Annotated in this window: 21 protein-coding genes; 5 read left to right on the top strand and 16 right to left on the bottom strand. The window is 63.3% G+C overall.

Translation table 11 applies throughout. From position 1 onward, the window contains the following. Positions 1 to 72 precede the first annotated feature (72 nt). From CFI11_RS18720 to CFI11_RS18735, 4 genes are all read right to left on the bottom strand, one after another. Entirely contained in the window at positions 73 to 1,059 is a 987-nt protein-coding gene (locus CFI11_RS18720) for a fatty acid desaturase (RefSeq protein WP_130408685.1), read from the bottom strand. 170 nt (positions 1,060 to 1,229) lie between these two features. Continuing rightward, a complete protein-coding gene (gene der / locus CFI11_RS18725; RefSeq protein WP_130408687.1) occupies positions 1,230 to 2,678 on the bottom strand; it encodes a ribosome biogenesis GTPase Der in 1,449 nt (482 codons plus the stop codon). 47 nt (positions 2,679 to 2,725) lie between these two features. Then, positions 2,726 to 4,057, bottom strand: coding sequence for a PQQ-like beta-propeller repeat protein (locus CFI11_RS18730; RefSeq protein ID WP_130408689.1), 1,332 nt, complete (start codon positions 4,055 to 4,057; stop codon positions 2,726 to 2,728). A gap of 45 nt (positions 4,058 to 4,102) precedes the next feature. After that, positions 4,103 to 4,774, bottom strand: coding sequence for a tetratricopeptide repeat protein (locus CFI11_RS18735; RefSeq protein WP_130408691.1), 672 nt, complete (start codon positions 4,772 to 4,774; stop codon positions 4,103 to 4,105). A 242-nt stretch (positions 4,775 to 5,016) separates the two neighbouring features. On the opposite strand from CFI11_RS18735, the gene CFI11_RS18740 reads away from it, so the two are divergent. Then, the gene (locus tag CFI11_RS18740) at positions 5,017 to 6,261 is read left to right on the top strand and encodes an efflux RND transporter periplasmic adaptor subunit (RefSeq protein WP_130408693.1); all 1,245 of its coding nucleotides are present in this window, start codon (positions 5,017 to 5,019) and stop codon (positions 6,259 to 6,261) included. After that, positions 6,258 to 10,034, top strand: coding sequence for an efflux RND transporter permease subunit (locus tag CFI11_RS18745; RefSeq protein WP_130408695.1), 3,777 nt, complete (start codon positions 6,258 to 6,260; stop codon positions 10,032 to 10,034). The genes CFI11_RS18740 and CFI11_RS18745 overlap by 4 nt, the downstream gene beginning before the upstream one ends. 340 nt (positions 10,035 to 10,374) lie before the next feature. Here CFI11_RS18745 and CFI11_RS18750 read toward each other — a convergent pair whose 3' ends face one another. Both CFI11_RS18750 and CFI11_RS18755 read right to left on the bottom strand, forming a co-directional pair. Beyond that, positions 10,375 to 12,177: an ABC transporter ATP-binding protein/permease gene (locus CFI11_RS18750; RefSeq protein WP_130408697.1), complete on the bottom strand. Its 1,803-nt coding sequence runs from the start codon at positions 12,175 to 12,177 to the stop codon at positions 10,375 to 10,377. Between the two features lie 57 nt (positions 12,178 to 12,234). Next, the gene (locus CFI11_RS18755; RefSeq protein WP_254448956.1) at positions 12,235 to 13,776 is read right to left on the bottom strand and encodes a LysM peptidoglycan-binding domain-containing protein; all 1,542 of its coding nucleotides are present in this window, start codon (positions 13,774 to 13,776) and stop codon (positions 12,235 to 12,237) included. A 126-nt stretch (positions 13,777 to 13,902) separates the two neighbouring features. Between CFI11_RS18755 and CFI11_RS18760 the strand changes: the two genes are divergently transcribed. Continuing rightward, positions 13,903 to 14,463 (top strand): TIGR00730 family Rossman fold protein, encoded by a 561-nt coding sequence (locus CFI11_RS18760; protein WP_130408699.1) that lies wholly within the window; start codon positions 13,903 to 13,905, stop codon positions 14,461 to 14,463. Here CFI11_RS18760 and rarD read toward each other — a convergent pair. Further along, positions 14,349 to 15,287 (bottom strand): EamA family transporter RarD, encoded by a 939-nt coding sequence (gene rarD, locus CFI11_RS18765; protein ID WP_130408701.1) that lies wholly within the window; start codon positions 15,285 to 15,287, stop codon positions 14,349 to 14,351. The two genes, CFI11_RS18760 and rarD, sit on opposite strands and share 115 nt — an antisense overlap. Before the next feature lie 73 nt (positions 15,288 to 15,360). On the opposite strand from rarD, the gene CFI11_RS18770 reads away from it, so the two are divergent. After that, on the top strand, positions 15,361 to 15,969 hold the full coding sequence (locus CFI11_RS18770; RefSeq protein ID WP_130408703.1) for a DJ-1/PfpI family protein: 609 nt from the start codon (positions 15,361 to 15,363) through the stop codon (positions 15,967 to 15,969). Positions 15,970 to 16,111: 142 nt separating this feature from the next. Here the strand turns inward: CFI11_RS18770 and CFI11_RS18775 are convergent, their stop codons facing one another. The 6 genes from CFI11_RS18775 to CFI11_RS18800 form a co-directional block, all read right to left on the bottom strand. After that, positions 16,112 to 16,987, bottom strand: a complete 876-nt coding sequence (locus tag CFI11_RS18775; protein WP_217358717.1) for a metallophosphoesterase — start codon at positions 16,985 to 16,987, stop codon at positions 16,112 to 16,114. Between the two features lie 5 nt (positions 16,988 to 16,992). After that, positions 16,993 to 17,592, bottom strand: a complete 600-nt coding sequence (locus tag CFI11_RS18780; RefSeq protein ID WP_130408707.1) for a superoxide dismutase — start codon at positions 17,590 to 17,592, stop codon at positions 16,993 to 16,995. Positions 17,593 to 17,962: 370 nt separating this feature from the next. Then, a complete protein-coding gene (locus CFI11_RS18785; RefSeq protein WP_130408709.1) occupies positions 17,963 to 18,376 on the bottom strand; it encodes a hypothetical protein in 414 nt (137 codons plus the stop codon). A gap of 69 nt (positions 18,377 to 18,445) precedes the next feature. Next, positions 18,446 to 19,030 (bottom strand): sarcosine oxidase subunit gamma, encoded by a 585-nt coding sequence (locus CFI11_RS18790; RefSeq protein WP_130408711.1) that lies wholly within the window; start codon positions 19,028 to 19,030, stop codon positions 18,446 to 18,448. Next, a complete protein-coding gene (locus tag CFI11_RS18795) occupies positions 19,023 to 22,043 on the bottom strand; it encodes a sarcosine oxidase subunit alpha family protein (RefSeq protein ID WP_130408713.1) in 3,021 nt (1,006 codons plus the stop codon). The genes CFI11_RS18790 and CFI11_RS18795 overlap by 8 nt, the downstream gene beginning before the upstream one ends. 64 nt (positions 22,044 to 22,107) lie before the next feature. Continuing rightward, positions 22,108 to 22,437 (bottom strand): sarcosine oxidase subunit delta, encoded by a 330-nt coding sequence (locus tag CFI11_RS18800; protein WP_130408715.1) that lies wholly within the window; start codon positions 22,435 to 22,437, stop codon positions 22,108 to 22,110. 95 nt (positions 22,438 to 22,532) lie between these two features. On the opposite strand from CFI11_RS18800, the gene CFI11_RS18805 reads away from it, so the two are divergent. Beyond that, positions 22,533 to 22,724, top strand: a complete 192-nt coding sequence (locus tag CFI11_RS18805) for a hypothetical protein (protein WP_130408717.1) — start codon at positions 22,533 to 22,535, stop codon at positions 22,722 to 22,724. A gap of 49 nt (positions 22,725 to 22,773) precedes the next feature. Here CFI11_RS18805 and CFI11_RS18810 read toward each other — a convergent pair whose 3' ends face one another. From CFI11_RS18810 to CFI11_RS18820, 3 genes are all read right to left on the bottom strand, one after another. Next, positions 22,774 to 22,986, bottom strand: a complete 213-nt coding sequence (locus tag CFI11_RS18810; protein WP_130408719.1) for a hypothetical protein — start codon at positions 22,984 to 22,986, stop codon at positions 22,774 to 22,776. Positions 22,987 to 23,247: 261 nt separating this feature from the next. Continuing rightward, a complete protein-coding gene (locus tag CFI11_RS18815) occupies positions 23,248 to 23,445 on the bottom strand; it encodes a hypothetical protein (protein WP_130408721.1) in 198 nt (65 codons plus the stop codon). A gap of 439 nt (positions 23,446 to 23,884) precedes the next feature. Then, positions 23,885 to 25,129, bottom strand: a complete 1,245-nt coding sequence (locus CFI11_RS18820; RefSeq protein ID WP_130408723.1) for a sarcosine oxidase subunit beta family protein — start codon at positions 25,127 to 25,129, stop codon at positions 23,885 to 23,887. Between the last annotated feature and the right edge of the window lie 129 nt (positions 25,130 to 25,258).

Raw genomic sequence — 25,258 nt, forward strand, 5'->3', positions numbered from 1 at the left:
TGGAAGCGTGCTGGCTCCGCCAGAAATGTCGGACATGCCGCCCGCGCCGACCGAATGCGCTGGCGATGTGTCTTAGGCCTGCGCTGCGATTGCCGCCTTGCGTTTGGTGCCCGGAAACGGGACCAGACGCTCTTTGTCTTCGTCCCAAAGCTTGAGGTTCAGGGCGGCGACGGCCTCACGAAAGTGGATGCGGCGGGGGGCCAGGTCCTCGGGCAGGGCATAGCGCGCCTTGCGCAAATTGTAGCTGGGGATGCGGGCGTTGAAATGGTGCAGATCGTGGCAGGTGATGTTGGCCACGCAGATGTCGAACCAATGGCCGAAATCGAGCGCGGAGCTACCCTGGAGGGCTGCCAGTTGCGGGTCGAGGTCGGGGCGGCGATCCCAATATGTATCTTCGAAATTGTGCTGGAGATAGACGAGGAAGACGCCCAGCATGCCGCCGAGGAACGCGAAGCTGAAATAGACGGCAAGGCCGGTCCAGCCAGAGAGCAGGTAGATGATGCCCACCCAGCCGAGCACCATCAGATTGTGCGCGATCACGGGCCAGATGCCGAATTGCACGGTGTTCTTGGGCCAGCGGTAGCGGATGAAATAGGTAAATGCGGCCCCGAGAGGCACGAGCACGAAGGGGTTGCGGTAGAGGCGATATTGCAGGCGCTCCCAGAACCCCGCCTCCTCCCATTCGCGCAGGGTCATGGTGTGGATCTCACCGGTTTCGCGGTGTTCGAGATTGCCGATATTGGCGTGGTGGAGGTTATGGTTGTCCTTCATCACCTTGTAGGGCGCGAAGGTGAAGGGCGAGAGACCGATGCCCGCCCATTCGTTCTGGGCGCGTGTTTCGAAGAGCGACAGGTGCCCGGTATCATGTTGCAGAACATAGAGCCGGACGGAGGCCACGGCGTGGATGACACCGAAGGGGATCATCACGTACCAGAGGTGAGCATAGGTGATCGCGCCGTAGAGGGACGCGAAATAGACCGCGAAGGTGCCGAAATAGCTGGCGGAGGCGATCTTGTTGTCGCGCTGGCAATAGGTCCGTGTAAATTCGCGAAGGTTCATTCTGCGCCCCCCGTGTTCACGCTTCTTCAAATCTTAACGTCGCAGATAGGAGTGGCTCTGCAGCGCAGCAAGGGCCAAGCCACGCGATTCCGTCCTACCTGCGTCAAAGTGTTAACGCGGATGGTAGGATACGTCACCCTTTGGGCAAATTATGATGCGGATCGGCGGGGTTACGCGCGGGGCTTGAGGTGTTTGCGCAGCTTGGACGGGCCCTTGGATTTGCGGCCCTTATAGGGGTTCTTGTCGCCCTGCCCGCGCATATGCAGACGGATCGGCGTGCCGGGCATGTCAAAGTCAAGACGCAGACCGTTCACGAGATAGCGGGTGTAGCTGTCGGGCATCTTGTCGGGATGAGAGCACATCACCACGAAACCGGGCGGCCGGGTCTTGGCCTGGGTCATGTAGCGCAGCTTGATCCGCTTGCCCTGCGGTGCGGGGGGCGGATGCTGTTCGAGCATGCCGGTGAGCCAGCGGTTGAGCTGGGCGGTGGGCACCCGGCGGTTCCAGACGTCATAGGCCCGAAGGATGGCGTCGTGCAGACGGTCGAGGCCCCGGCCCGTTTTGGCCGAAACGGTGATCAGCGGCGCGCCGCGAAGTTGGGGCAGCAGACGCTCGAACGCCTCTTTCAGATCCCGGAGCTTTTGCTGCTTTTCGTCTTCGATGTCCCATTTGTTCACGGCGACGACGACGGCGCGGCCTTCGCGTTCGGCCAGATCGGCGATGCGCAGGTCTTGCTGTTCGAAGGGGATGGCGGCGTCGAGGAGGACGACGACAACCTCGGCGAACTTGACCGCACGGAGGCCATCGGAGACGGAGAGCTTTTCGAGCTTTTCCTGAACCTTGGCCTTTTTGCGCATGCCAGCGGTGTCGAAGATGCGCATCGGCGTGCCGTCCCAGGTGGTGCGAAGGGAGATGGCGTCACGGGTGATGCCGGCCTCGGGGCCGGTGAGAAGGCGGTCTTCGCCGAGGATCTGGTTGATCAGGGTGGATTTGCCGGCATTGGGCCGGCCCACGACGGCGACCTGAAGGGGTTTGGCGGCGGTGGGCTGAGGGGTCGCCTCCTCCGCCTCTTCCGAGACCGACACGTCGGTCTCGGGCGCGTCGTCCTCGGCGCGGGCGGCGAATTGATCTGCCAGCGGCATGAGCTGGGCATAGAGATCGTTGAGCCCCTCGCCATGTTCGGCGGAGAGGCGAATGGGCTCCCCAAGGCCGAGGCTGTAGGCTTCGATCAGGCCGGCATCGGCGGCGGCGCCTTCGGCCTTGTTGGCGGCGAGGATCACATGGGCGGAGCGTTTGCGCAGGATCTCGGCGAAGACCTGGTCGGTGGGCGTGACACCCGCGCGGGCGTCGATCATGAAGAGGCAGATATCGGCCATGTCCACGGCCCGTTCGGTGAGGCGGCGCATGCGGCCCTGCAGGCTGTCGTCGGTCGCTTCCTCAAGCCCGGCGGTGTCGATCACGGTGAAGCGCAGATCACCGAGCCGCGCCTCCCCCTCGCGCAGGTCGCGCGTCACGCCGGGCTGGTCGTCGACCAAGGCCAGGCGTTTGCCGACGAGGCGGTTGAACAGCGTGGATTTGCCCACATTGGGGCGCCCCACGATGGCGAGGGTGAAGGACATTGCAGTGCTCCGGAGCGGTCAGGCGCGCCCTTTAGCGCATTTGCCGCTCAACGGAAAGCGTGGAGTTGCCCGCGGGTGGAAACCACATAAAGCACGCCGCCGGCCACGACGGGTTCGGAGGTTGCGCCGCCGGGAACCTCGACGGTTCCGATCAGAGCGCCGTTGACGGGCGAGAAGCTGCGGATCACACCGTCATTCGACGCGACGATGAGACGGCCCCCCGCGAGGATGGGGCCGTAATGGGCGAAGATCGCGCCGCGACGGCGGGGGCGGTCCCGGACGAAGCCGGGCAATTCAGCCTCCCAGATCGTGGCACCGGTATCGCGGTCGATACGGACGAGGAAGTTGCGGTCGGTGACGGCGAAGATGCTGTCACCCGCCGGAAAGACGGGGCTTAGCGCCCCTTCGCGCGCGGTCCAGAGACGGGCGCCGCTTTCGACGTTGAAGGCGGCGAGGCGACCGGAGTGATTGCCGGCATAGAGCGTTGCGCCGTCGATCATCGGTGCCCCGGTGATGTCACCGATCCGGGACGCGGCACGGCCTTGCCGCTGTCCGGCGACAGAAGCGGACCAGCGGCGCAGCCCGCCCCGGCGGAAGGTGGCGATCAGCTCACCGGATCCGAAGGCGAAGATCGCAAGATCGTCGCTGACCACGGGCGCGGGGGCGCCGAGGATGTTGGACACGCTGGGCGTGGCGGAGATCTGCCAGGCGATGCGGCCGCTATCGGCCTCGATCGCCCAGCCGGTATCGTCGCCGGCCACGAGATAGACGAGGTTGCCCACGACCGTGGGGCTACCCGATCCTGTGGCGTCGAGCTGTTGCGTCCAGATCGTGCCGCCGGTCGCGGCATCGAGCTTGGCAACCTCACCAAAGCCGAGCGAGACGTAAAGCGCGCCGTCGGCATAGGCCAGACCGCCGCCGGTCGCATCGTCCTCGCGGTCCCGCGCGGGTTTCGCATCAACCGACCAGATCACCTGTCCGGACGGCGAGACCGCGCTGACCTGAGCATTGGCGTCGAGCGTGAAGATGCGCCCGCCCCCCACGACGGGGGCCGCGGTGATGCGTTTCTTGCGGCTGTCACCCGCGCCGATATTCGCGGTCCAGAGCAGGGACGGCGACGCGCTGAGCGCGGGATGGGCGACGCGGAACGCGGGTGTGCCGGTGCCCTGCGGTGCGCTGGCATTGGTCGTCTGGCCGGGAAGGCTGATGGCGCGGCTGCCCTCGATCACGGTCTCGGACGGGTCGGGCAGAAGGCTGACCTGGCGGATATCTTCGCGTTCACCGGGAAGGATCAATTCCCTTTCCGCGCAGGCCGCCACGGCAAGGACGAGGCCAAGTGCGACAAACACCCTGGACGGTCGATCAAACAATATGGTCATGAGCCTGTCTTTCACCCGGTTTTGCCCGTTCTCATCTGCCCAGCCTCAGCCTTGCGAGGTCGGCGTGTCGGGCAGTGTTCCACCCAGCGCCACGATGGCTTGGCGCGCGCGCTGTTGCAAGTCCGAGGTCGCCTCGGCATCTTCGAGGATCGCCTGGAATTTCTCAATCGCCGCCGGTGCATCGCCCTCTTCCACGTCGATCAGGGCAAGCTGTTCCTGCGCCAAAAGCCGCAGCGGCGCGCCCGGTTGCGCCAGCGCTTCCAGCTGGAGCCGTCGATCCGCGGGAGGCAGGGTTTCGGCCTGCAGGGCGAGCGCCTTGAACGTCGCGATCTGACGATAGATCTGCGGCAGGTCGCCGGTGCTTGCAATCTGGTTCAGCAGGTCCACCGCCGCGTCGGTCTCACCGGCATCCGCATGAGCCGCAGCGGTGAGGAAAGACGCGATGGCCTTCCCGCCCGTGCTGTCGGGTTCAACATCGGCCAAGGCGGTCGCGCGGTCTTCGACGGAATCGGTATCCACCGCGGCGATGAGCGCATCGCCCAGCTCTTGCGCGGCACGCAGGTCCTGGGCCTTTTGATACTCGGACCAGGCGGCGGCACCGACAATTCCGAGGATGGCCACAACGGCGATCCAGCCATACCGTTTGAGCAGACCGAACAACCGGTCGCGGCGCACCTCTTCGGTGACTTCGTCAATGAAGCTGTCGCTGTTGCTCATACCTGCTCCCACGCTGCCGCTCCGGTGAGCGAACCACCCAAATGTGCCTTCTCTTACAGCGCTGTGCAGGGCAAGCCAAGTGGCGTGAGCCGCAGATTGCACGCCACACTTGCTCCGTGTTTCCAAAATATTTAATCTGAACTGGTTAGTTTAGCGTAGACATCTATTATGTAATCGCACACATGCAAAGTACACTGACGCCATGTAGCGGGTGCCAGACGTTCTGAAGAAGGCGAGTAAAAATGCGATTGATCCCGGCATTGACAGCGATTTTGGTGACGGCTGTTCTGTATATTGCGGTCTTTGAACGCGAGGCCCTGATCGCATTCGCCCTGGGCGACAATGCGGCGGAGGCACAGGAAACCGCAGGCGACGAACCGCCCGAGGGCCAGGTCGTCGCGGCGGCGCGCGCCAATCCCATCGGGGTCGTTGCGGTGCGGTCGGTGGCGCAGGAAATCGACAGCGCCGTGGTGCTGAGGGGGCAGACCCAGGCCGACCGTCAGGTCGAGGTACGGTCGGAAACGACGGCGATTGTCAGCTCCGAGCCCCTGAGAAAAGGCCGCTTCGTCGAAGCGGGTGAGCTTTTGTGCCGCCTGGATCCGGGCACACGCGACGCCTCCCTGGCGGAGGCCACGGCGCGTCTGGCAGAGGCGGAAACACGGGTGCCGGAATCGCAGGCGCAGCTGCAGGAGGCGATGGCGCGGCTGATCGAGGCAAGGATCAACGACAATGCGGCGGTCAAGCTGTCTGCGGACGGTTTTGCGTCGGAAACCCGAGTGGCGGCGACACAGGCAGCGGTGCGGGCTGCCGAGGCCGGGGTGGAATCTGCGCGATCCGGCCTTGAAGCGGCGCGATCAGGCATCCAATCGGCGCAGGCCGCAGTCGCGGCAGCGGAAAAGGAGATCGACCGTCTGACCATCAAGGCCCCCTTCGCCGGGCTTCTTGAATCGGACACGGCGGAACTGGGCAGCCTGATGCAGGCCGGCGGTCTGTGCGCGACGGTGATCCAGCTGAACCCGATCAAGCTGGTTGGATATGTCCCGGAAACCGAGGTGGGCCGCGTCGAGATCGGTGCACCGGCGGGCGCGAGGCTGGTCACGGGGCGGGAGGTGCAGGGCCGGGTGACGTTCCTGAGCCGGGCCGCCGATCCGACAACAAGAACCTTTCAGGTGGAAATCGCGGTCCAGAACGAGGATCTGAGCATTCGGGACGGTCAGACCGCGGATATCTTCATCTCGGCGGATGGCGCGATGGCGCATTTCCTGCCGCAATCCGCGCTGACACTGAACGGCGAAGGCGAGCTGGGCCTGCGTGTGGTCGGCGATAACTCGCTTGTCCGTTTCGTGAATGTCGAGCTTTTGCGCGATACCGTCGATGGCGTGTGGGTCAGCGGCCTGCCGGACGAGGCGGACGTGATCGTGGTGGGGCAGGATTTCGTCGTCGAAGGGGTTTTGGTCGAGGCCACCTATAGGGAGACCACCGAATGACTGGCATCGTCGACTGGGCCGCATCCCGCGCACGGATGGTGATGGCCTTCATCGCGCTGTCCCTGCTTGCGGGCGGATATTCATATGTCGGACTGCCCAAGGAAGGCGAGCCGGACATCGAAATTCCAGCGCTTTTCGTGTCGGTCCAGTTCCCGGGCATCTCGGCCGAAGACAGCGAAAGCCTGTTGGTCAAGCCGATGGAAACAGAACTGGCCGATCTGGACGGCCTGAAGGAGATGTCGAGCACCGCCGCCGAAGGCTATGCAGGCGTCGTGCTGGAATTCGAGTTCGGCTGGGACAAGACCGCCATCATGGCCGATGTGCGGGACGCGATGAATGCCGCGCAAGGCGATTTTCCCGAAGGCGCGGAGCAGTATTCGATCAACGAGATCAACTTTTCGGAATTCCCCATCGTCATCGTGAACCTGACCGGCGCCGTGCCGGAGCGGACGATGGCGCGGATTGCCAAGGATCTGCAGGACGATCTGGAAAGCCTGGATGCGGTGCTGGAAGCGGGTATCGCGGGCAACCGGGATGAAATGCTGGAGGTGATCATCGACCCGTTGAGGCTGGAAGCCTACAACGTGACCGCCGATGAATTGATCAACGTGGTGCAGAACAACAACCTGCTGGTCGCGGCCGGTGAGGTCGAGACGCCACAGGGCACGTTTTCGGTCAAGATCCCGTCCTCGTTCGACGATCCCCGAGATGTCTATTCCCTGCCGGTGAAAACGAATGGTGACCGGGTCGTCACCATGGGGGACCTGGCGCAGATCAACTTTACCTTCGAGGATCGAGAGGGCACGGCGCGGTTCGATGGCGAAAACACGATCGCGTTGCAGATCGTCAAACGCAAGGGCTTTAACCTGATCGACACGGCGGATCTGGTCAAAGAGCGCGTGCAGGCGGCCAAGGTCACCTGGCCGGAAGAGCTTCAGGCCGCGGTGACCGTCGGCACCTCGAACGACCAGAGCCGGGTGGTGAACTCAATGGTCAACCAGTTGCAAAGCTCGGTCCTGACCGCCGTGGCGCTGGTCATGATCGTGATCCTGGCGGCATTGGGCAGCCGGGCCGCGCTTCTGGTGGGCTTTGCGATCCCGACCTCGTTCCTGCTGACCTTCGCGTTTCTGGCGGTCATGGGCGTTTCGATTTCGAACATCGTCATGTTCGGGCTGATCCTTGCGGTGGGCATGCTGGTCGACGGGGCTATCGTGGTTGTCGAATATGCCGACAAGCGCATCAAGGAGGGCACCGGTCCGATGCACGCCTATGTCGAGGCGTCCAAGCGCATGTTCTGGCCCATCGTGTCATCGACGGCGACCACGCTTTGCGCGTTCCTGCCGATGCTTTTCTGGCCTGGCGTGCCGGGAGAGTTCATGGGCATGTTGCCGGTGACGCTGATTTTCGTGCTGTCGGCCTCGCTGGTGGTGGCACTGATCTATCTGCCGGTCATGGGCGGTGTGACGGGTCGGATCAGCCGCCTTCTGGGCCGGGGATCCGATGCGCTGCGCGCAGGACTGCCCTGGATCGTCCGCGCCGCCCTGGTGCCGCTGACGATCTACACGATGTTTCTGGGCGCGATGCAGATGCTCAACCCCACCTATCTGCTGCCGGAGGGCATACCGCTCTGGGTGGCGGAGGGGGTCGGCATTCTGGTCTTTCTGATCGGCGCGCTGACCGCGTCCATCGCCATGGGCGCGTCCCGGATCGAAAGGCGGCGCAAACGGATCCGGGCGGGCCACCGCCGGACGGCCTTTGGCATCTTCGTCAAAGCCATCGCGGGCAATCCGATCATGCCGCTGGTTGCCATCGGAACCGTGGCTGCGGGCGTTTTGTTTGTCGCATTGGTTCTGTTTCCCGCCAACAACAATGGCGTGGAATTCTTCGTGGAATCCGAACCCGAGCAAGGCACTGTCTATGTCAGGGCACGCGGGAATGTCTCGTTGACGGAGAGCGACGCGATGGTGCGTCAGGTCGAGGACATCGTCCGGGCGCATCCCGCCGTGATCAACGTGTTCTCCTTTGCCGGTGATGGCGGGCTGAACACCGATATGAGCGGCGCATCGATCCCGCCTGATACCGTCGGCCAGGTCCAGTTCGAGATCATCCCGTGGGAGGATCGTCCAACCGAAACCGAAACCTGGTTCTTCGACATGTTCGAGCGTCAGGTGACCGCCTATGCGTTCGACGGGGATACCGTGATCGATGAGCTGAACGCGGAACTGTCCCAGAAGCCCGGCTTTGAGGCGGAGATCCTTGCCCTTGAACAGGGTCCGGCCTCCGGCAAACCCGTGCACCTGCGCATCAAGGGCGATGACCGAGAGGTCCTGGCGGAGGCTGCGCGCATCGCCCGCGCCGAGTTCGAGACCACGCCGGGACTGATCCAGATCGAGGACAGCCTGCCCCTGCCCGGCATCGATTGGAAGATCAACGTCGATGTGGAAAAGGCCGGTCGCTACGGCGCGGATGTGGCCACGGTGGGCGCCATGGTGCAGCTGGTCACACGGGGCATCCTGCTGGATACGATGCGGGTGGACACCAGTGACGAGGAGATCGAGATCCGCGTGCGCCTTCCGGATGCCGACAGGGTCCTGAGCACGCTCGACAACCTGAAGGTCCGTACCGAGGACGGCCTCGTGCCGCTGTCCAACTTCATCACGCGCGAGCCGGTGGCCAAGTTGGCTCAGATCGACCGTGTGGACCAGAAGCGCTATTACGACGTGAAGGCGGATGTGGCCGCCGGTTTGAGCAAAGTGGCGCTGTCCGGCCCCGGTGGCGAGACACGCCTGGCCATGGTGCGGGACCTTCCCGAGGGCGCGGAGACGGACCGTGCCGTGGTCACCGCCGCGAACGGAGCCCGCTACGCGGTGCAATCGCTGCAAGAGGCCGAGAGCGTGGATGCGCTGCAAAGCGCGATCCGCGAAGACGGCGCCCGGATCATTCCGGTGAACCCGAACGAGCGGATTGCGGTGATCGGCGAGTGGCTGGCCACGGATCCCCTGCCCGCCGCCGTCGAATGGGAATGGACCGGCGATCAGGAGGAACAGGCGGAAAGCCAGGCCTTCCTGGTTTATGCCTTCGGCGGCGCGCTTGGTCTGATGTTCATCATCCTGCTGGCGCAGTTCAACTCGTTCTACAACGCGTTTCTGGTGTTGCTGGCGGTGGTGATGTCGACGACGGGCGTGCTGATCGGGATGATGGTGATGGATCAGCCCTTCTCGATCATCATGACGGGGACAGGGATCGTCGCGCTGGCCGGGATCGTGGTGAACAACAACATCGTGCTGATCGACACCTATCAGGAATACAGTCGGTACATGCCGAGGATCGAGGCGATCGTCAGAACGGCCGAGGCCCGGATCCGCCCGGTTCTGTTGACCACCATCACCACCATGGCGGGACTGGCGCCGATGATGTTCGGCCTGTCGCTCGACTTTATCTCGGGGGGATACAGCCTCGATTCCCCCACCGCCCTGTGGTGGAAGCAGTTGGCCACGGCGGTTGTCTTCGGGCTGGGTGTTGCGACCATTCTGACGCTCGTCGTCACGCCCTCGATGCTGGCGCTGAGAGTTTGGTTCACCACATACGTGGCCTGGACCTTCCGCCTTCTGGCCAAGATCACACGCGGTCGGTCCAGCCGGGCCGCGCAGGATTGGGCGCTGCAACGCGCAGCCCGCCGGGTCAAAGCGCCGGAGATCCTGTGGGACGACGGGGACGAGGTTATCCAACCGATCCAGCCCCCCAGCGACGCCCCATTGAAGGCCGCCGAATAGCGACCGGGTCAAGGGGATTGAGCGCCCCTTGACCCCGCTCTTGGCGCCCGCAGGCGCGGGACATCATGCCAAAGCATACAACCTTGAACCGCAAGCGCGTCCGCCCGGCGCGTGCCCTTGATCCCATATTGACAAACGTTCTTCCCTCGCAGCTCTTCTCGCGGCGGCAAGACAAACCGCACCCCTGACACTTTGCGTTAACCCTAATCGGTATTAACCTTAACGCCCGCTGAATGCGGCACGCACCGGCCCACTCCCGACGATACGCTGGGGTCTTCTTCTCGATAAAAATACGGAAAATCCGACGGTTCAACAGGCGCGGAATTTGCCGTTTGCGCGCTTACGCCGCCACCTCTCCGTCCGATTGCTGGCGATGCCAAAGCTGCGCATAGCGTCCGTTTCGCGCCAGAAGCGCATCATGAGGTCCCTGCTCGACGATCTGACCCTGATCCAGCACGATGATCTGATCCGCTTCGGCAATGGTGCTCAGCCGGTGGGCGATGGTCAGAACCGTCCGCCCCTCGCCCGCCCGCCGCAGGGCGGTCTTGATGTCCTGCTCGGTCCCGCTGTCGAGGGCGCTTGTTGCCTCATCCAGCAAAAGGATCGGGGGATCCTTCAACAGCGTGCGCGCGATCCCCACGCGCTGCTTCTCACCGCCCGACAGCTTGAGCCCGCGTTCGCCAACGGCGGTGTCATAGCCATCCGGCAGGCTGACGATGAAGTCGTGGATCTGGGCCGCGCGGGCCGCCGCGACGATCTCGGCCTCGGACGCGTCGGCCCGGCCATAGGCGATGTTGTACCGGATGGTGTCGTTGAAAAGCACCGTATCCTGCGGAACCACCCCGATGGCGGCATGCAGGCTTTGCTGGGTGACGTCGCGAATATCCTGCCCGTCGATGCGCAACGCGCCCGACGTAACATCGTAGAACCGGAAAAGAAGCCGGCCGATCGTGGATTTCCCCGATCCCGTCGCCCCGACAATGGCGACCATCTGCCCCGGCTCGACGCAAAGATCGACATCCTTGAGGATCTCACGTTCGGGATCATACCCGAAATGCACGTGATCAAGCTCGATCCGCCCGCCCGTGATCTTCAGGGGCGGCGCGCCAGGCTTGTCGGACACCTCCTGCGGCTGTTCCAGCAGATCAAACATCTCGCCCATATCGACAAGGGCCTGGCGGATCTCGCGATAGACGGTGCCAAGGAAGTTCAGAGGCACGGTGATCTGGATCATGTAGGCGTTGACCATCACGAAATCGCCGACGGTCAGCGCGCCGTTCTGAACCCCAACGGCAGCCAGCACCATAATCCCGATCAAACCGCCGGTGATCAGCAGCGACTGGCCGAAGTTCAGAAAGGCAAGGGAGTATGAGGTCTTGAGCGCCGCCGCCTCATAACCCTGCATGGCGCTGTCATACCGCGCCGCTTCCCGGCTTTCGGCGCCGAAATACTTCACGGTCTCGAAATTGAGCAGGCTGTCGATGGCCTTTTGATTGGCATCGGTGTCCTGGTTGTTCATCTCGCGGCGCAGCTTCACCCGCCATTCGGTGACCGCGAAGGTGAACCAGACATAAAGCGCGATGGTGCCGCCGACGATGACCAGATACCAGGCGTCAAACATCACCGTCAGGATGATCGCGACGAGCAGCAGTTCCAGGGCCAGCGGGCCGATGCTGAAAAGCAGAAAGCGCAGAAGGAAATCGACGCCCTTCACCCCGCGCTCGATCACACGGGAGAGGCCGCCGGTCTTGCGCGTGATGTGATATCGCATCGACAGGCGGTGAATATGCGTGAATGTTTCGAGCGCGAGGGCCCGCAGCGCACGTTGACCCACCGCGGCGAAGAGGGCATCGCGAAGCTGCTGGAAGCCCACGTTCAGCAGCCGCGCCATGCCGTAAGCGACGGTAAGCCCCACGGCCCCGAGCGCCAGCATCGGAACACCCTCTTCGGCCAGCGCGTCCACGGCGCCCTTGTAGAAGAGAGGGGTGGTCACGGCGATCAGTTTGGCGAGCACCAGCATGATCATCGCAAAGACAACGCGGCGCTTCACCCAAAGCTTGCCCTCGGGCCAGAGATAGGGGGCGACCTTGCGGATCGTCCGCCAGCCCGAGCGGCGTTCGGCAACGGCACTGATATCTGTCATGGGATGATCTTTCACTACGCGGTCAGACGCGGAGCATAGCGCGTCGAAGACCGACTGCTAGTCCGGGATGGAGAAGATCTGGCCCGGATAGATCAGATCGGGATCGCGGATCGCGCTTCGGTTGGCCTCAAAAACACGCACGTAAAGCAGCCCGTCCCCATAGCGGTCGCGAGAGATCGCCCAGAGCGTATCGCCGGTCTGGACGGTGACCGATCGGATCGGTTGCGTGGCGGGCGGCGCGTCCTGCTCAAGCCCCGCAAGCACGGCAGGGGCTTCACGTTTGAACGGCGTTTCCAACCGGCTGATAACCGCGCCGGAGCTGTCGATTTCATCAAGGCGCAGCGTGTAGATACCGGGCTCGATCCCGTCGATCTGCCCACGCCAGCGCCCCTCGCCCGATGAATTGAGATCCGCCACGGGGGCATTGTCGAGATAGACGCGGATCACGCTTTGCCCACGCGCGCGACCGCTCAGGAGCACCTCGCCATCTGCGGAATAGCTGATCGTATCAAGGGCGATCCTGTCGCGCGGCGCGGAGGACGACGGCGCCGCTGGCTGCACCAGTTCGACCCCGTCGGCGTCAGAGCGCAGGACGGCAACGGGCGCGGTCTCGGGCGCGGCAGGTTCGGATGCGGGCGGTTCGGTTGGTTGGGACGCGGACGGCGCGGGCGTGGCCGGGGCAGGCTCGGCAATCGCTACATCCTCGGAGTGCGGCGCGGGCGGCGGAGGAGCCGGTTCCCGCTCTGCAGGCGTGTCGGCACCCTGGGCAGGTTCGGACTGCGCGATCTGATCACGGCTGGCAGGCGGTGTCGGCTCTGAAGAAGAGGCGACCGGAGAAGACGGCACCGCAGGCTCGGTCGCGGCTTCGGGGGCGGTGGTGGAGGCGACCTCCTCCCCGGTTGGTGGAGCGGCCTCGGCCACGCGGCTGGGCGCGAGGATGATGTCGGCCTCGGACAGGGCGGTCTGACCGTCGAGCGCGGCCCGCAGGGTCAGGACACGCGGCGTGGAGCTGACGGGAAGAGACAGAAAGGCGACGAACGTGCCGTTTGCATCGGCTGTGAGTTCTTCCTGTTTCTGATTGTCGAGCAGGATCGACACGGTGCTGCCCGGCGCGGACTGCCCGGCCACCAATGTGGTGCCATCGGGATCGGCGCGGACCACGTCGAAACTGGGCGCGGCGAGCGCATCCTGCGCCTGCTCCTGTGGCGGAGCGGTGTCTGCGCTTTCGGGTGGGGCCGGATCGGCCTGCACCGTTTCCCGGGACGCTGCGGGTTCCGAAGCCTCCGGCTCAGGAATGGCCGTTTCGGTGTCGGTTGCAGGCGCGGCGGGCTCAGCCGGAGGGGGCGCCGCGGCTGTCGTCTCTTCGGTCGGCGGAGCAGCAGGGGCAGGCGCGGGCCGGGCCGGAGTGTCCGTCGCGGGCGCCGGTGCGGGTTCGGGCGCTTCGGATGGCGCGCTCATCGCTGCGGGCTGCGCCTGATCCTCGGTCTCGCCCCAAGGGCCTGCCACATAGACGCCCGCGCCGACGATTGCAGCGGCCACGGCACCTGCCGCGACCGTCGCCAGAGGGCCCAGACCAAAGAGGCCAGACTGTCCTGCCATACGCTTTTTTCATCCCCTGCCCGCGCGCCTCACTCAGCGGCGGTTGAGCGATCCTATCAGCCACGCTATCGGTGGTCAAAACGGGTCACAAGCGCCCGTCGGGACAGTGCAGTGAAAGGATCGCGAATGTCGATCAAATCCGTGTGTGTCTATTGCGGATCGCGGACCGGGGCAATCCCGGCCTATTCGGACGATGCAGAGACGATGGGCCGTGCGATTGCGCAAGCCGGCTGGCGTCTGGTTTACGGGGCGGGAGATGTCGGTCTGATGGGCATTGTCGCCCGCGCGGCGCAGGCGGCAGGAGGCGAGACCTTTGGTGTCATTCCGGCCCACCTGGTGAACATGGAGGTCGGCAAGACGGATCTGACCCGTTACGTCGTCACCGAGACCATGCACGAGCGCAAGAAGGTCATGTTCATGAATGCCGACGCCATTCTGGTTCTGCCGGGCGGGGCGGGATCACTGGACGAGTTGTTCGAGGTTGTGACCTGGCGCCAATTGGGTTTGCATCAGAAACCGATCCTGGTTCTGAACACAGCGGGATATTGGGACAAGCTGCTGGACCTTGTGGATCACGTCATCGCCGAAGGGTTCGCCGATGCGTCGCTTGCGGGTTTTTTGACCCCGGTCTCCTCGCCAGAGGCGGCGATGTCGGCCTTGCGCCGCGCCCTGCCCGACATCGCATAGAGCGCCAGCGCACTCCAGATCAGGGTGAAGGCGGCGAGATGCAGGCCGCCGAAGGGTTCGGAAAAGAGCATCACGGCACAGACGAATTGCAAGGTCGGGTTGAGATATTGAAGCAAGCCCGCCGTTGAGAGCGCAACCCGGCGCGCGCCGTAGGTGAAAAAGATCAGCGGCAAGGCGGTGAGCGGACCCGACAGGATCAGCAACAAGGTCACATCGGCCGACGCCCAGAAGTGATTGGGCCCGCTGACCAGCAGCCAGATCGCCACGGGCAGGAACAGCAATATCTCGCAGGTGACCGAGACGACCGGCCCAAGCGGCAGGCGTTTTTTGATCAGGCCATAGATGCCGAACGTGACGGCCAGAACGAGAGAGATCCAGGGCGCCGCCCCCAGGGCCAGCGTCATCAGCCCGACGCCGGCGGCGGCAAGGGCGATCGCGACCCATTGGCGGGGGCTCAGCCGCTCCCCCAGAACGAAGCGGCCTAAAAGGACCGCAATGAGAGGGAAGATGTAATAGCCCAAACTCGTCTCGGTCGTCCGGTCGATCTGAACGGCGAGGATGAAGAGAAACCAATTGGCGGAGATCATCAGGGCGGCCAGACAGATCAGGCCCGATTGACGCGGACCGGAAAACGCGGCGGGGATCTGGCCCAAACGGCGCTGCGCGGCGAGGATCAGCGAGAACAGGACGAATGACCAGAGCGCCCGATGGGCCAGAACCTCGGTCGCGGGGATTTGCGAAAGCGCCTTGTAGAAGATCGGGGACAATCCCCAGATCATACAGGCGACAATTATCGCAACGGTGCCTTTCGCGGTTTCGGTCATTGTCCCCCCGTCCCTGCCCTTGCCTCAAGCCACCGGCAAGGGCAAGGGTGCGATGCAAACAGGGAGGTTTCAAATGAAGGACTTGGGCGCACTGATTTTTCCGGGCTTCGAGTTGCTGGACCTTTTCGGGCCCTTGGAGATGTTCGGCCTGTTGCCGGATCACTACCGCTTGCATCTGGTGGCCGAGACGCCCGGAGCGGTGGCCAGCGCGCAGGGCCCGCAGGCGGTCGCGACGGTCGGGCTGGCCGAGAGGGACAGCTTCGACCTGCTGTTGGTGCCGGGCGGCAGGGGCACACGCGCCCTGGTCAAGGACAAGGGGATGCTGGACCGGATCGCCCGATCCTGTGCAGCCTGCGACCATGTTCTTAGCGTTTGCACCGGAAGCGCGGTTCTCGCCAAGGCGGGCGTGCTTGACGGGCGCCGAGCCACGACGAACAAGGCGGCGTTCGAGCAGATGATGACACATGGTCCGGAGGTGGACTGGGTCCGGGAGGCGCGTTGGGTCGAGGACGGCAAATTCTTCACCGCATCCGGCGTGTCGGCAGGGATGGATATGGCGCTGGCGGTGATCGCCAAGCTGGACGGGATGGAGGCCGCGGAACAGGTGGCCATCTGGGCCGAGTATGAATGGCATCGGGATGCCGACTGGGATCCGTTTGCAAAGGTGCACGGATTGATCTGAGCTTGGCCTTGGGGAGATCCGGGCCTTTTTGAAAAAGTCGGGGCCCTTGAAGGACGGAGGCCGGATCATCGGTGTCTGAGCGACCTTCTGTGGGCCAGCGGACAAGGTCATCAGCACAGGGTCACGGCGTGCGGGCTGCGCTTTAGGCGCTGAGTTCGACCACCGTGATCTCGGGCACGACGCCCAGACGGACGGGCAGGATCGAACACCCGATGCCGCCCGAGACCACGAGATCGCGCCCGTCCTCATGCACGTGACCATAGGCGAAGCGGTTGCGATATCGCGAAGGCACGACGGGCGACCACCCGAAAAGCCGGACCTGACCGCCATGCGTATGCCCGGACAGGGTCAAGGCAATCCGGGCGGGCACCTGCGTGAAGATGTCGGGTTCATGGGCCAGAAGGATGGCATGCGCAGTGTCGGGGATTTGCGCCAGCGTGCCGGGCAGATCGTCGACCCCTGAATATGTGCCGTTGCCCTCCTTAAAGGCCCATTGATCCCCCAGGCCTGCCAGAACGACACCGCCCGGAAGTTCCACCGTCTCGTTCTGCAAGACCGGGATGCCGCCTGCTTGAAGGGTCAGCGCGGCCTCGACAGGTCCGCTGCGACGGGCCTGGGCCATGCTGTCCTCCCACCAGTCGTGATTGCCGAGCACGGCGAAAACCCCTTGGGGCGCGGCAAGATCGGCGAGAATGCTCACGGTGTCGGACAGGGGAATGGACGCGGTGACGAAAGGATGGCTTGCATTCAGATCACCCAGCACCACGATCAGATCGGCGCCCAGCGCGTTGGTGCGCTTGACCACCTGGCGCAGACGGTCGCGGGTGACATGAGGCGCGCCCATGTGCAGATCGCTCAGGATCGCGATGCGCATCGGAGCGGGCCAGCCGGGACGCTGCACCCGCCAGCGCCGCACCCGCAGCCGCAGCGCGGGTTCGATCAAAAAGCCGTAAAGCGCAGCAAAAAGGCCTGCCAGCGTCGCCGCCAGCAGGCCCCGGAGAAATCCACGTCGTGTCACGCCGCTCACATACGGGAGGCGACGTTTTCCCAGTTCACCAGGTTGTCGAGGAAGTTGGTCAGATAGGCGGGCCGCTTGTTGCGGAAGTCGATATAGTAGGAATGTTCCCACACATCGCAGCCCAGAAGGGCCGTCTGGCCAAAGCAGACCGGGTTCACACCATTCTCGGTCTTGGTGACCTTGAGGCTGCCGTCGGTGTCCTTGACCAGCCAGGCCCAGCCGGAACCAAACTGACCGGCACCGGCAGCCGAGAACTCATCTTTGAACTTGTCGACCGACCCGAAGGCTTCGATCAGCGCGCTTTCCAGCTCACCGGGCATCTTGCTGTCGCCGGGACCCATCATCTCCCAGAACTGGTTGTGGTTCCACAGCTGGGAGATGTTGTTGAAGATGCCGTTTTGCGCCACGGCAGACGCGTCATAGGTGCCCTTGATGATCTCTTCCATCGACTTGTCGGCCCATTCGGTGCCGTCGATCAGCTTGTTGCCATTGTCGACATAAGCCTTGTGGTGCAGGTCGTGGTGATATTCCAGCGTCTCTTTCGACATGCCTTTGTCGGCCAGAGCATCGTGCGCATAGGGAAGATCAGGAAGTTCAAAAGCCATTGGAGGGCCCCCGCTTTAGGATTGGAATTCGTGCCTCACATGAAGGTCGTGCTTGCACAAGGTCAAGTCCCGCAAGGCGCAATTGTTCCCCATGCGCGATCGCAAGGGCCTGGCGCGCACGCCACCACCGGGAGTGCCGGGCCAAGCTTCGCGTGGTTGGCGAGACGCAGAACGTGCCAGGCCAGCGTGCTGGCGTGGCCGAGACCTCGCAAGGCGGTCAGGACCGTCTGCCGATCCCTTTGCGTTCAGATCGAAAGTCGGCCGGCACACAACCTGAGCGCGCAAAGATTTGGGGCGAAGGTCAGGCGTTCTGGTGACCAAGCGGCTGCGACGCTTGGCTGGACGACACCCGAAGACGCGGGTGTCATCGTCATTTGATGATCTTGCAGGTTCCCGTCCCACGCGTTTCGTTGTCATAGCCATGCACGATGACCGCTATAGTCGCGGTGTTGCGAGCGGTGTTCAGATTGACCTTGTAGGTTGCCGTGAGGGATCTGTTCAGATGTCCGGGAATGTTGTCGAGGTTCCAATCCAACCGCCAGGATGAAGCACTACGCTGTGTTGAATTAACGGGAATGGGTGCGTTATGCACGGCCTTGATCACACCATCAAAAGCCGCGGCGGCACCGGTTTGGGTGTCCAACGCCAGAATAAGGCGTTCGGGCACGAGGCCATCGCGGGTATAGCTGGTGAAGCTGCAGTCATATGTTGTTTCCGCCGAGACGGCGGATGCTGTACTCAACAGGCCCGCCACAAGGGCGAGCGTGAGCCGAATGGATGTCATGTAGGCTCCCTCTTCCGTGTCGCGAGAGTAGGAGACGCGGAAGAGGGGCACAACCTCAGATAGAGTTTCTCAGATAGAGTTTTCGGCCCGAAAAGCGTCGACTTTGGAGTTGGGATGAGCGGCTGTCTTCAGCAAATCGAAGACATACTGCGCGACGGAGCGGAAGCAGACGATCTGGAATGTCGCGGTGTCGGACATCCAGAAGGCAGCGGGCACCTGGGCCATGCGGGTGCGGCGGAACTGGCCCGGCGCAAAGGCATCGGGGGAGAGATCAACCGGGCAGAGTTTGGCCAGAACCTCCGGGGCGTGAGGACCACGGATCGTAAAGCGCGCGCGCGCGTCGGAGACGTTGACCGCCAATGCATAAATGCCGGACAGCGCCTCCGTCAGGCGGGAGAGCATTGCGGTGACCTCTGCATAGGGACAGAGGATCAGAAGCTCATCGGGAGACATCCAGCAAAGGCCGTGATCGCCTGAGAACCGCGCCTCACCGGGCCCGGGCATATCGGCACCGGTCACCTTGGTGGCGGCGGCGACGATCTTGGCCGCGCCGAGATCGCCGCGCAGGGTGATCATACCTTGAAGGCCTGCCTCTTCGACAAGGGCGAGGCCGTCGAACGAAGCGCCCGGGCATGCGCTGATGGCGTCAGACATTCTGTTTCTCCCCATCCTTGTCGTAGAAGATCGGATCCACGACTTTCGCCTTGTGAATGGTGCCGTCGGTGCCCGGGAACTCCAGCACCTCACCCATCCGGTCGGGGCCGTGCTGCACGAGCCCCATGGCAATACCCCGGCCCAGAGTGGGCGAGTGATAGGTCGAAGTGACCCGCCCGATCATGTTGCGCTGGCCATTGGCGTTCTTGCCGGGTGCGACCGCATAGGCGCCGTCGGGCAGGACGGAGCCGTCGGTGGTTTCAAGCCCCACCAGCTTCCAGCGGTCGGGATCGGTCATGTGGCTGCGTTCCTGAGCCCGTTTGCCAAGGTAATCGGTTTTCTTTTTCGAGATCGCCCAGTCGAGGCCGAGATCCTGGGGGATCACGGTGCCGTCGGTCTCGTCCCCGATCATGATAAAGCCCTTTTCGGCTCTCAGGATGTGCAGGGCCTCGGTCCCGTAGGGCATGACACCGAATTCGGCGCCCGCCTCCATCAGCGCATCCCAGAAGGCCTGGCCCTGGCTGGAGGACACCGCGATTTCATAGCTGAGTTCGCCGGAGAAAGAGATGCGGTAGGCACGCACATCGAAGCCGCCGAGCGTGCCATCAGCCCAGGCCATGAAAGGCAGCGCCTCGGCCGAGACGTCCATGCCACCGAGTTTCTCCAGCACCTTGCGCGCATTCGGGCCGACGACGGCGATTTGCGCATATTGCTCGGTGACGTTGGCGACATAGACTTGCCAGTCCCACCATTCGGTCTGCAGCCACTCCTCCATATGCGCATGGATGCGGTCAGCGCCGCCTGTGGTGGTGTGGCAGAGGAACGTGTCCGCGTCGATGCGCGCGACGACACCGTCATCGGTGAGAAAGCCGTTTTCGGTGCACATCAGGCCATAGCGGCAGCGACCGGGTTTCAGCGTGCTCATCATGTTGGTGTAGAGCATGTCGAGGAAGCGACCGGCATCGGGTCCCTTGACGATCAGCTTGCCGAGGGTCGAGGCATCGAGCAGACCGAGGTTCTGGCGGGTGTTGGTGACCTCGCGCATCACGGCATCGTCCACGGTCTCACCATCGCGGACAAAGGCATAGGGGCGGCGCCAATGGCCCACAGGCTCCCAATCGGCGCCGTTTGTGTCGTGCCAGTCGTGCAGGGGCGTGCGGCGGATGGGCTGGAAGGTGTCGGCGCGCGCCTCGCCCGCAATCGCGCCCATGGAGATGGGGGTATAGGGCGGGCGGAACGTGGTGGTGCCGGTGGCGGGGATGGGTTGGCCCAGAGCGTCGGAGAGGATGGCGAGACCGTTGATGTTGCTGAGCTTGCCCTGATCGGTGGCCATGCCAAGCGTGGTGTAGCGTTTGGTGTGTTCGACGCTTTCGAAGCCTTCCTGGGCGGCGAGCTGGACGTCGGTCACTTTGACGTCGTTCTGGTAGTCGAGCCAGGTTTTGGCACGCAGAGCCTGCTTGGAGTGGGCGGGCATGAGCCAGACGGGGGCAAGGGGCGCCTCCTCCTGCGCGGCGCCTTTCGGCGCGTCGCTTGTCGTCGGCGTGAACCCGGCGGCACGGAGGGCGGCGTTGGCGGCATCGACGGCGCTGTCGAGGAGCGGCTGGAGCGAAAGCGCGCCATGGGCGGCACCTGCGGTGCGGACAAAGCCTTGGCCGTCCGCACCGATGGGCGGGTTATCCACATCCGGTTTGAAGAAGGCGTGATCCGCGTCCCATGCCAGCTTGCCGCCGCAATGGGACCACAGATGCACCACCGGAGACCAGCCGCCGGACATGGCAACGGCATCGCAAAAGACCTCACGCGTGGCACTGCCGTCGCTGTCCTGTTTGCAGATATACACGCTTTTGACACGCTTGCCGCCGGTCACCTTGGCGATGGCCGCGCCCATATCGACGCGGATGCCCAAAGCACGCGCGGCGTCGGCCAATGGACCGCCCTGCGGCCTTGCATCGACGATGCGGGGGACCTCCAGACCTGCGTTTTTTAGGCATATTGCCGTAAGGTAAGCATCATCGTTGTTGGTCGCGATCACCGTGCGCTGGCCGGGGGAGACCCCGTAATTGGCGACATAATCGCGGATGGCGGAGGCGAGCATCACCCCCGGAACATCGTTCCCGGCAAAGGAGAGCGGACGTTCGATGGCCCCTGTCGCGGTGATGATCTGCCCGGCGCGGATGCGCCAGAGGCGGTGGCGGGAGCCTTCCGTGTCGGGGGCATGATCCGTCAGCCGTTCGTAGGCCAGAGCGTAACCATGATCATAGATCCCGGCACCCATGCACCGGGTGCGCAGAGTAACGTTGGGCATCGTTTCCAACTCGGAAACGATTTGTTCCACGTACTTGTCCACAGGCAGGTTATCCAACGTCCCGTCCGAAATCGGCAAGTCCACCATTGCACGCCCGCCCCAATGGGCGCTTTGTTCGAGAAGCAGAACCTTGGCCCCCGACAGAGCCGCCGTTTTGGCCGCCAGCAGGCCGGCAAGCCCGCCGCCGATCACCAGGATGTCGGTGAAGGTATAGAAATGCTCGTAAGTGTCGGCGTCCCGCGCCTTGGGCGCGCGACCGAGGCCTGCGGATTGCCGGATGAAGGGCTCGTAAATATGTTTCCAGAACGGGCGCGGATGGATGAACATCTTGTAATAGAAACCGGCAGGCAGAAACCGGGAGAGCGCGGTGTTCACAGCGCCGATATCGAAATCGAGGCTGGGCCAGTGGTTCTGGCTTTCGGCGCGCAGGCCATCGAAAAGCTCGGTCGTGGTGGCCCGTTGATTGGGTTCGAACCGTTTTCCGCGGCCCATGTTCATCAACGCGTTCGGTTCTTCAGCGCCGGATGCCACGATGCCCCGGGGGCGGTGGTATTTGAAGGACCGGCCCACGAGCATCTGATCGTTCGCCAAAAGCGCGGAAGCCAGCGTGTCACCGGGATGGCCCGTGAGCCATTTGCCGTTGAAGGTGAACTTGATCGTTTGAGAGCGGTCGATCAGGCGGCCGTGACTGGCGAGACGCGTGCTCATGCGCTGGACCTTTCGCGTTGGGACACGTTGGGGATGTCCGTATCTTTGTCGAGAAGAAGGACCATCAAGCGGCCCCTTTCGGACGCCAGCCGGGGCGTTTGGCGGAGATGGTGTCGAGGATCTCCCGAGGCGGTTCGGTGGTCTGGGCGGGATAGGTGCCGAAGACCTCGAGCGTGGCCGTGCAGCGGGCGGCATGGAACCACTTGCCGCACCCATAGGCATGGCGCCAGCGCTCGAAATGCACACCTTTGGGGTTTTCCCGCATAAAGAGGTAGGCGTGAAAGTCGTCGTCAGAGGAGCCGGGGCCGAAGCGTTTGAGATGCGCTTCACCGCCGGGGGTCAGCTCGGTTTCATCGGCATCGACGCCGCAATAGGGGCAGCGGAGGATCAGCATGAGACAGCTCCTTGAGCGCCAAGGCCGGAGAAGACTTGGCGGGTGGTGCGGATTCGCGCTAGGCTGTCAATCGAAGTTGACAGGAGAGAAGTGCGATGAGCGATCAGATGATTGCAGTGCTGGTATTTGGCGCGTTGTGCGCGGGTGCTCTGGTGATGTTCTTGCTGGAGCGGCGCGCGGTGGCCAAACGCAGGGCGGAGGGACGCGAGGTGGATATCTCCGACATCCTGTTTTTCGGGAGCGAGGCGGTCACGGGTAAAAACCCGGCCCCCGAAAAGAAAAAGTAGCACGGGCGCGCTGCCACGCCCGTGCCGCAGATGAACGGTGTGAGTGGTCTTATTCGGTGACGACAGGCGCCGGATCGGTTGCAGGCGCTGTGGCCGCGGGCGCATCCGCAGCGGGCGCCGTCGTGCCGTCATCGCCGCTGAGGATGCCCATGGCAATGATGCCGCCCAGAAGTACGAGGACGGCGACAATGGCCACGAGAAGACCGCCGGTCGAGCCACCGGTCTGGATGTCCCGGACATGTGCGGTTGAATAGTCGTCCATGATGGTTCCTCCGTTATGAAGGCTTCCAACATGGGGAGTGTGGCATTTGGGGCAATAGAGGCGCCGAAATGATGCATTGTTCGGCCATCTTTGGCCGGAATGCATAGGTCGGTGTGGCTGAACCCCGCCACAAATCTGTTGAGCCGGGTGGATGCGCGGAACGCGGCTGAGGCGGAAAACTGCCGGTCCAGGCTTATACTAGAGAGGTCAGGGCCGGCACATGAAGTGCCGATCCGAACCGTGACCATAATAGATTGCGTATCAGCTGTCGGATGTGGCCTGGCCTTCGACGGCGCCGATGCCGGGTACTTCGATACGGATATCCGCGTCATCGGACGAAGGCATTCCGCCGCTGAACACGACCCAAGCCAGAACGGCCAGAGCGACAACGAGCCCGCCAACGATGAAGGCGAGAGCGCTGTTCGAGGAGCTGCTGCCGGTGTTGGTCTGGTCTGCCATGTCGAGATCTCCTTGCTGTTATCAGACAGGGATGAAACTGCGGCAGACCGGATGAAGTTCCGAGAGACGTGAGGATTGCGGGGTTGAGGCCACCTTACCGGGATCCCATATGACGTATATGTGGATGATCTTGATGATCTTTGGGTTTTTCTTGGCTGCGGGATTTGGTCTTGCAATCTATGAGGCGTGAACCAGGCAAACGGTGCTGAAGCACGACCTGCGACGGGTTCCGATACGCGGTTCGGCCCAACGCCCCGCCCCTCATGAAGGAGCCCATGGCGGAATGAACGAACCACATATGCATTAGAGCGCAACGGCCCGGATTGCGTACGCAATCCGACGGGTTCGAAGATGAAACGGTTTCCCCCCGAAGCCGGAAAATGTGACATTTTCCGGATCGTTTTCCGGGACGGAAAACGGCGCCAGAGATCGAACGGCATCAATGAGCAACCCCGGCGGCGACGCTTTCGTCGATGAACCGGCCTTCCTTGAACCGATCGAGCGAGAAGGCGTCACAGAGCGGGGAGGCGCCTTTTGCCATCAGTTCTGCGAAGCCCCAGCCGGAGCCGGGGATCGCCTTGAACCCGCCCGTTCCCCAGCCGCAATTGATAAACACCCCTTCGACCGGCGTTTTCGACAGAATCGGAGAGCGGTCGCCGGTCATGTCCACGATCCCGCCCCATTGGCGCAGCATCTTGAGCCGCGAGATCATCGGGAAGGTCTCGATCAGGGCCCGCACCGTTTCCTCGATATGATGAAAGCTGCCGCGTTGGGTGTAATTGTTGTACCCGTCCGCGCCGCCGCCGATCACCATCTCGCCCTTGTCGGATTGGCTCATGTAGCCGTGAACGGTGTTGGCCATCACCACGACATCCATGCAAGGCTTGATCGGCTCTGACACGAGCGCCTGAAGCGCCACGCTTTCGATGGGCAACCGAAAGCCCGCCATCTCGGCCATCACACCGGAATGTCCGGCCACCACGATGCCGAGCTTGTCGCAGTCGATCTCTCCTTTCGTGGTGGTCACGCCCACGACGCGGCCCCCGTCCCGGCGGACGGCGGTAACCTCGCATTTCTGGATGATGTCCATGCCCATATCCGAGCAGGCCCGCGCATAGCCCCAGGCCACGGCATCGTGACGCGCTGTGCCGCCGCGCGGCTGCCAAAGCGCGCCGAGAACGGGATAGCGAGGGCCATTGATGTCGATGATGGGGCAAAGATCCTTGACGCGTATGGGAGAAATGAATTCAGTCTCCACTCCCTGCAGGGCGTTGGCATGCGCGGTCCGAAGATAGCCCCGAACCTCGTGATGGGTTTGGGCGAGCATCATCACCCCACGCGGGCTGAACATGATGTTATAGTTGAGGTCCTGGCTCAGCTCCTCGTAAAGCGCGCGGGATTTCTCATAGATCGCGGCCGAAGGGTCCTGAAGATAATTCGAGCGAATGATCGTGGTGTTGCGGCCGGTATTGCCGCCGCCCAGCCAGCCTTTTTCCAGCACGGCCACGTTCTTTATACCGAAGCGTTTGCCGAGATAATACGCGGTGGCAAGGCCATGTCCGCCCGCACCAACGATGATCACATCGTATTTCTTCTTCGGCTCAGGGGCCCGCCAGGCGCGGTCCCAGCCGGAATGAAAGCGGGCGGCCTCCCGTGCGATGGCAAAAGCTGAATAGCGTTTCATATCTGGCGAATCCCGTCCCGTCAGGCCTGAGATGATATGACCTGACTGGAAGCCTGCCCCGCGCCGTGAACCGTCGCAATGCGGCGCAGTTGCGACATGGTGCGCGTCCGCGACCTTTTGGTCTTTTTT

Origin of the sequence: Thalassococcus sp. S3, assembly GCF_004216475.1 — a bacterium.
Lineage (GTDB): Bacteria > Pseudomonadota > Alphaproteobacteria > Rhodobacterales > Rhodobacteraceae.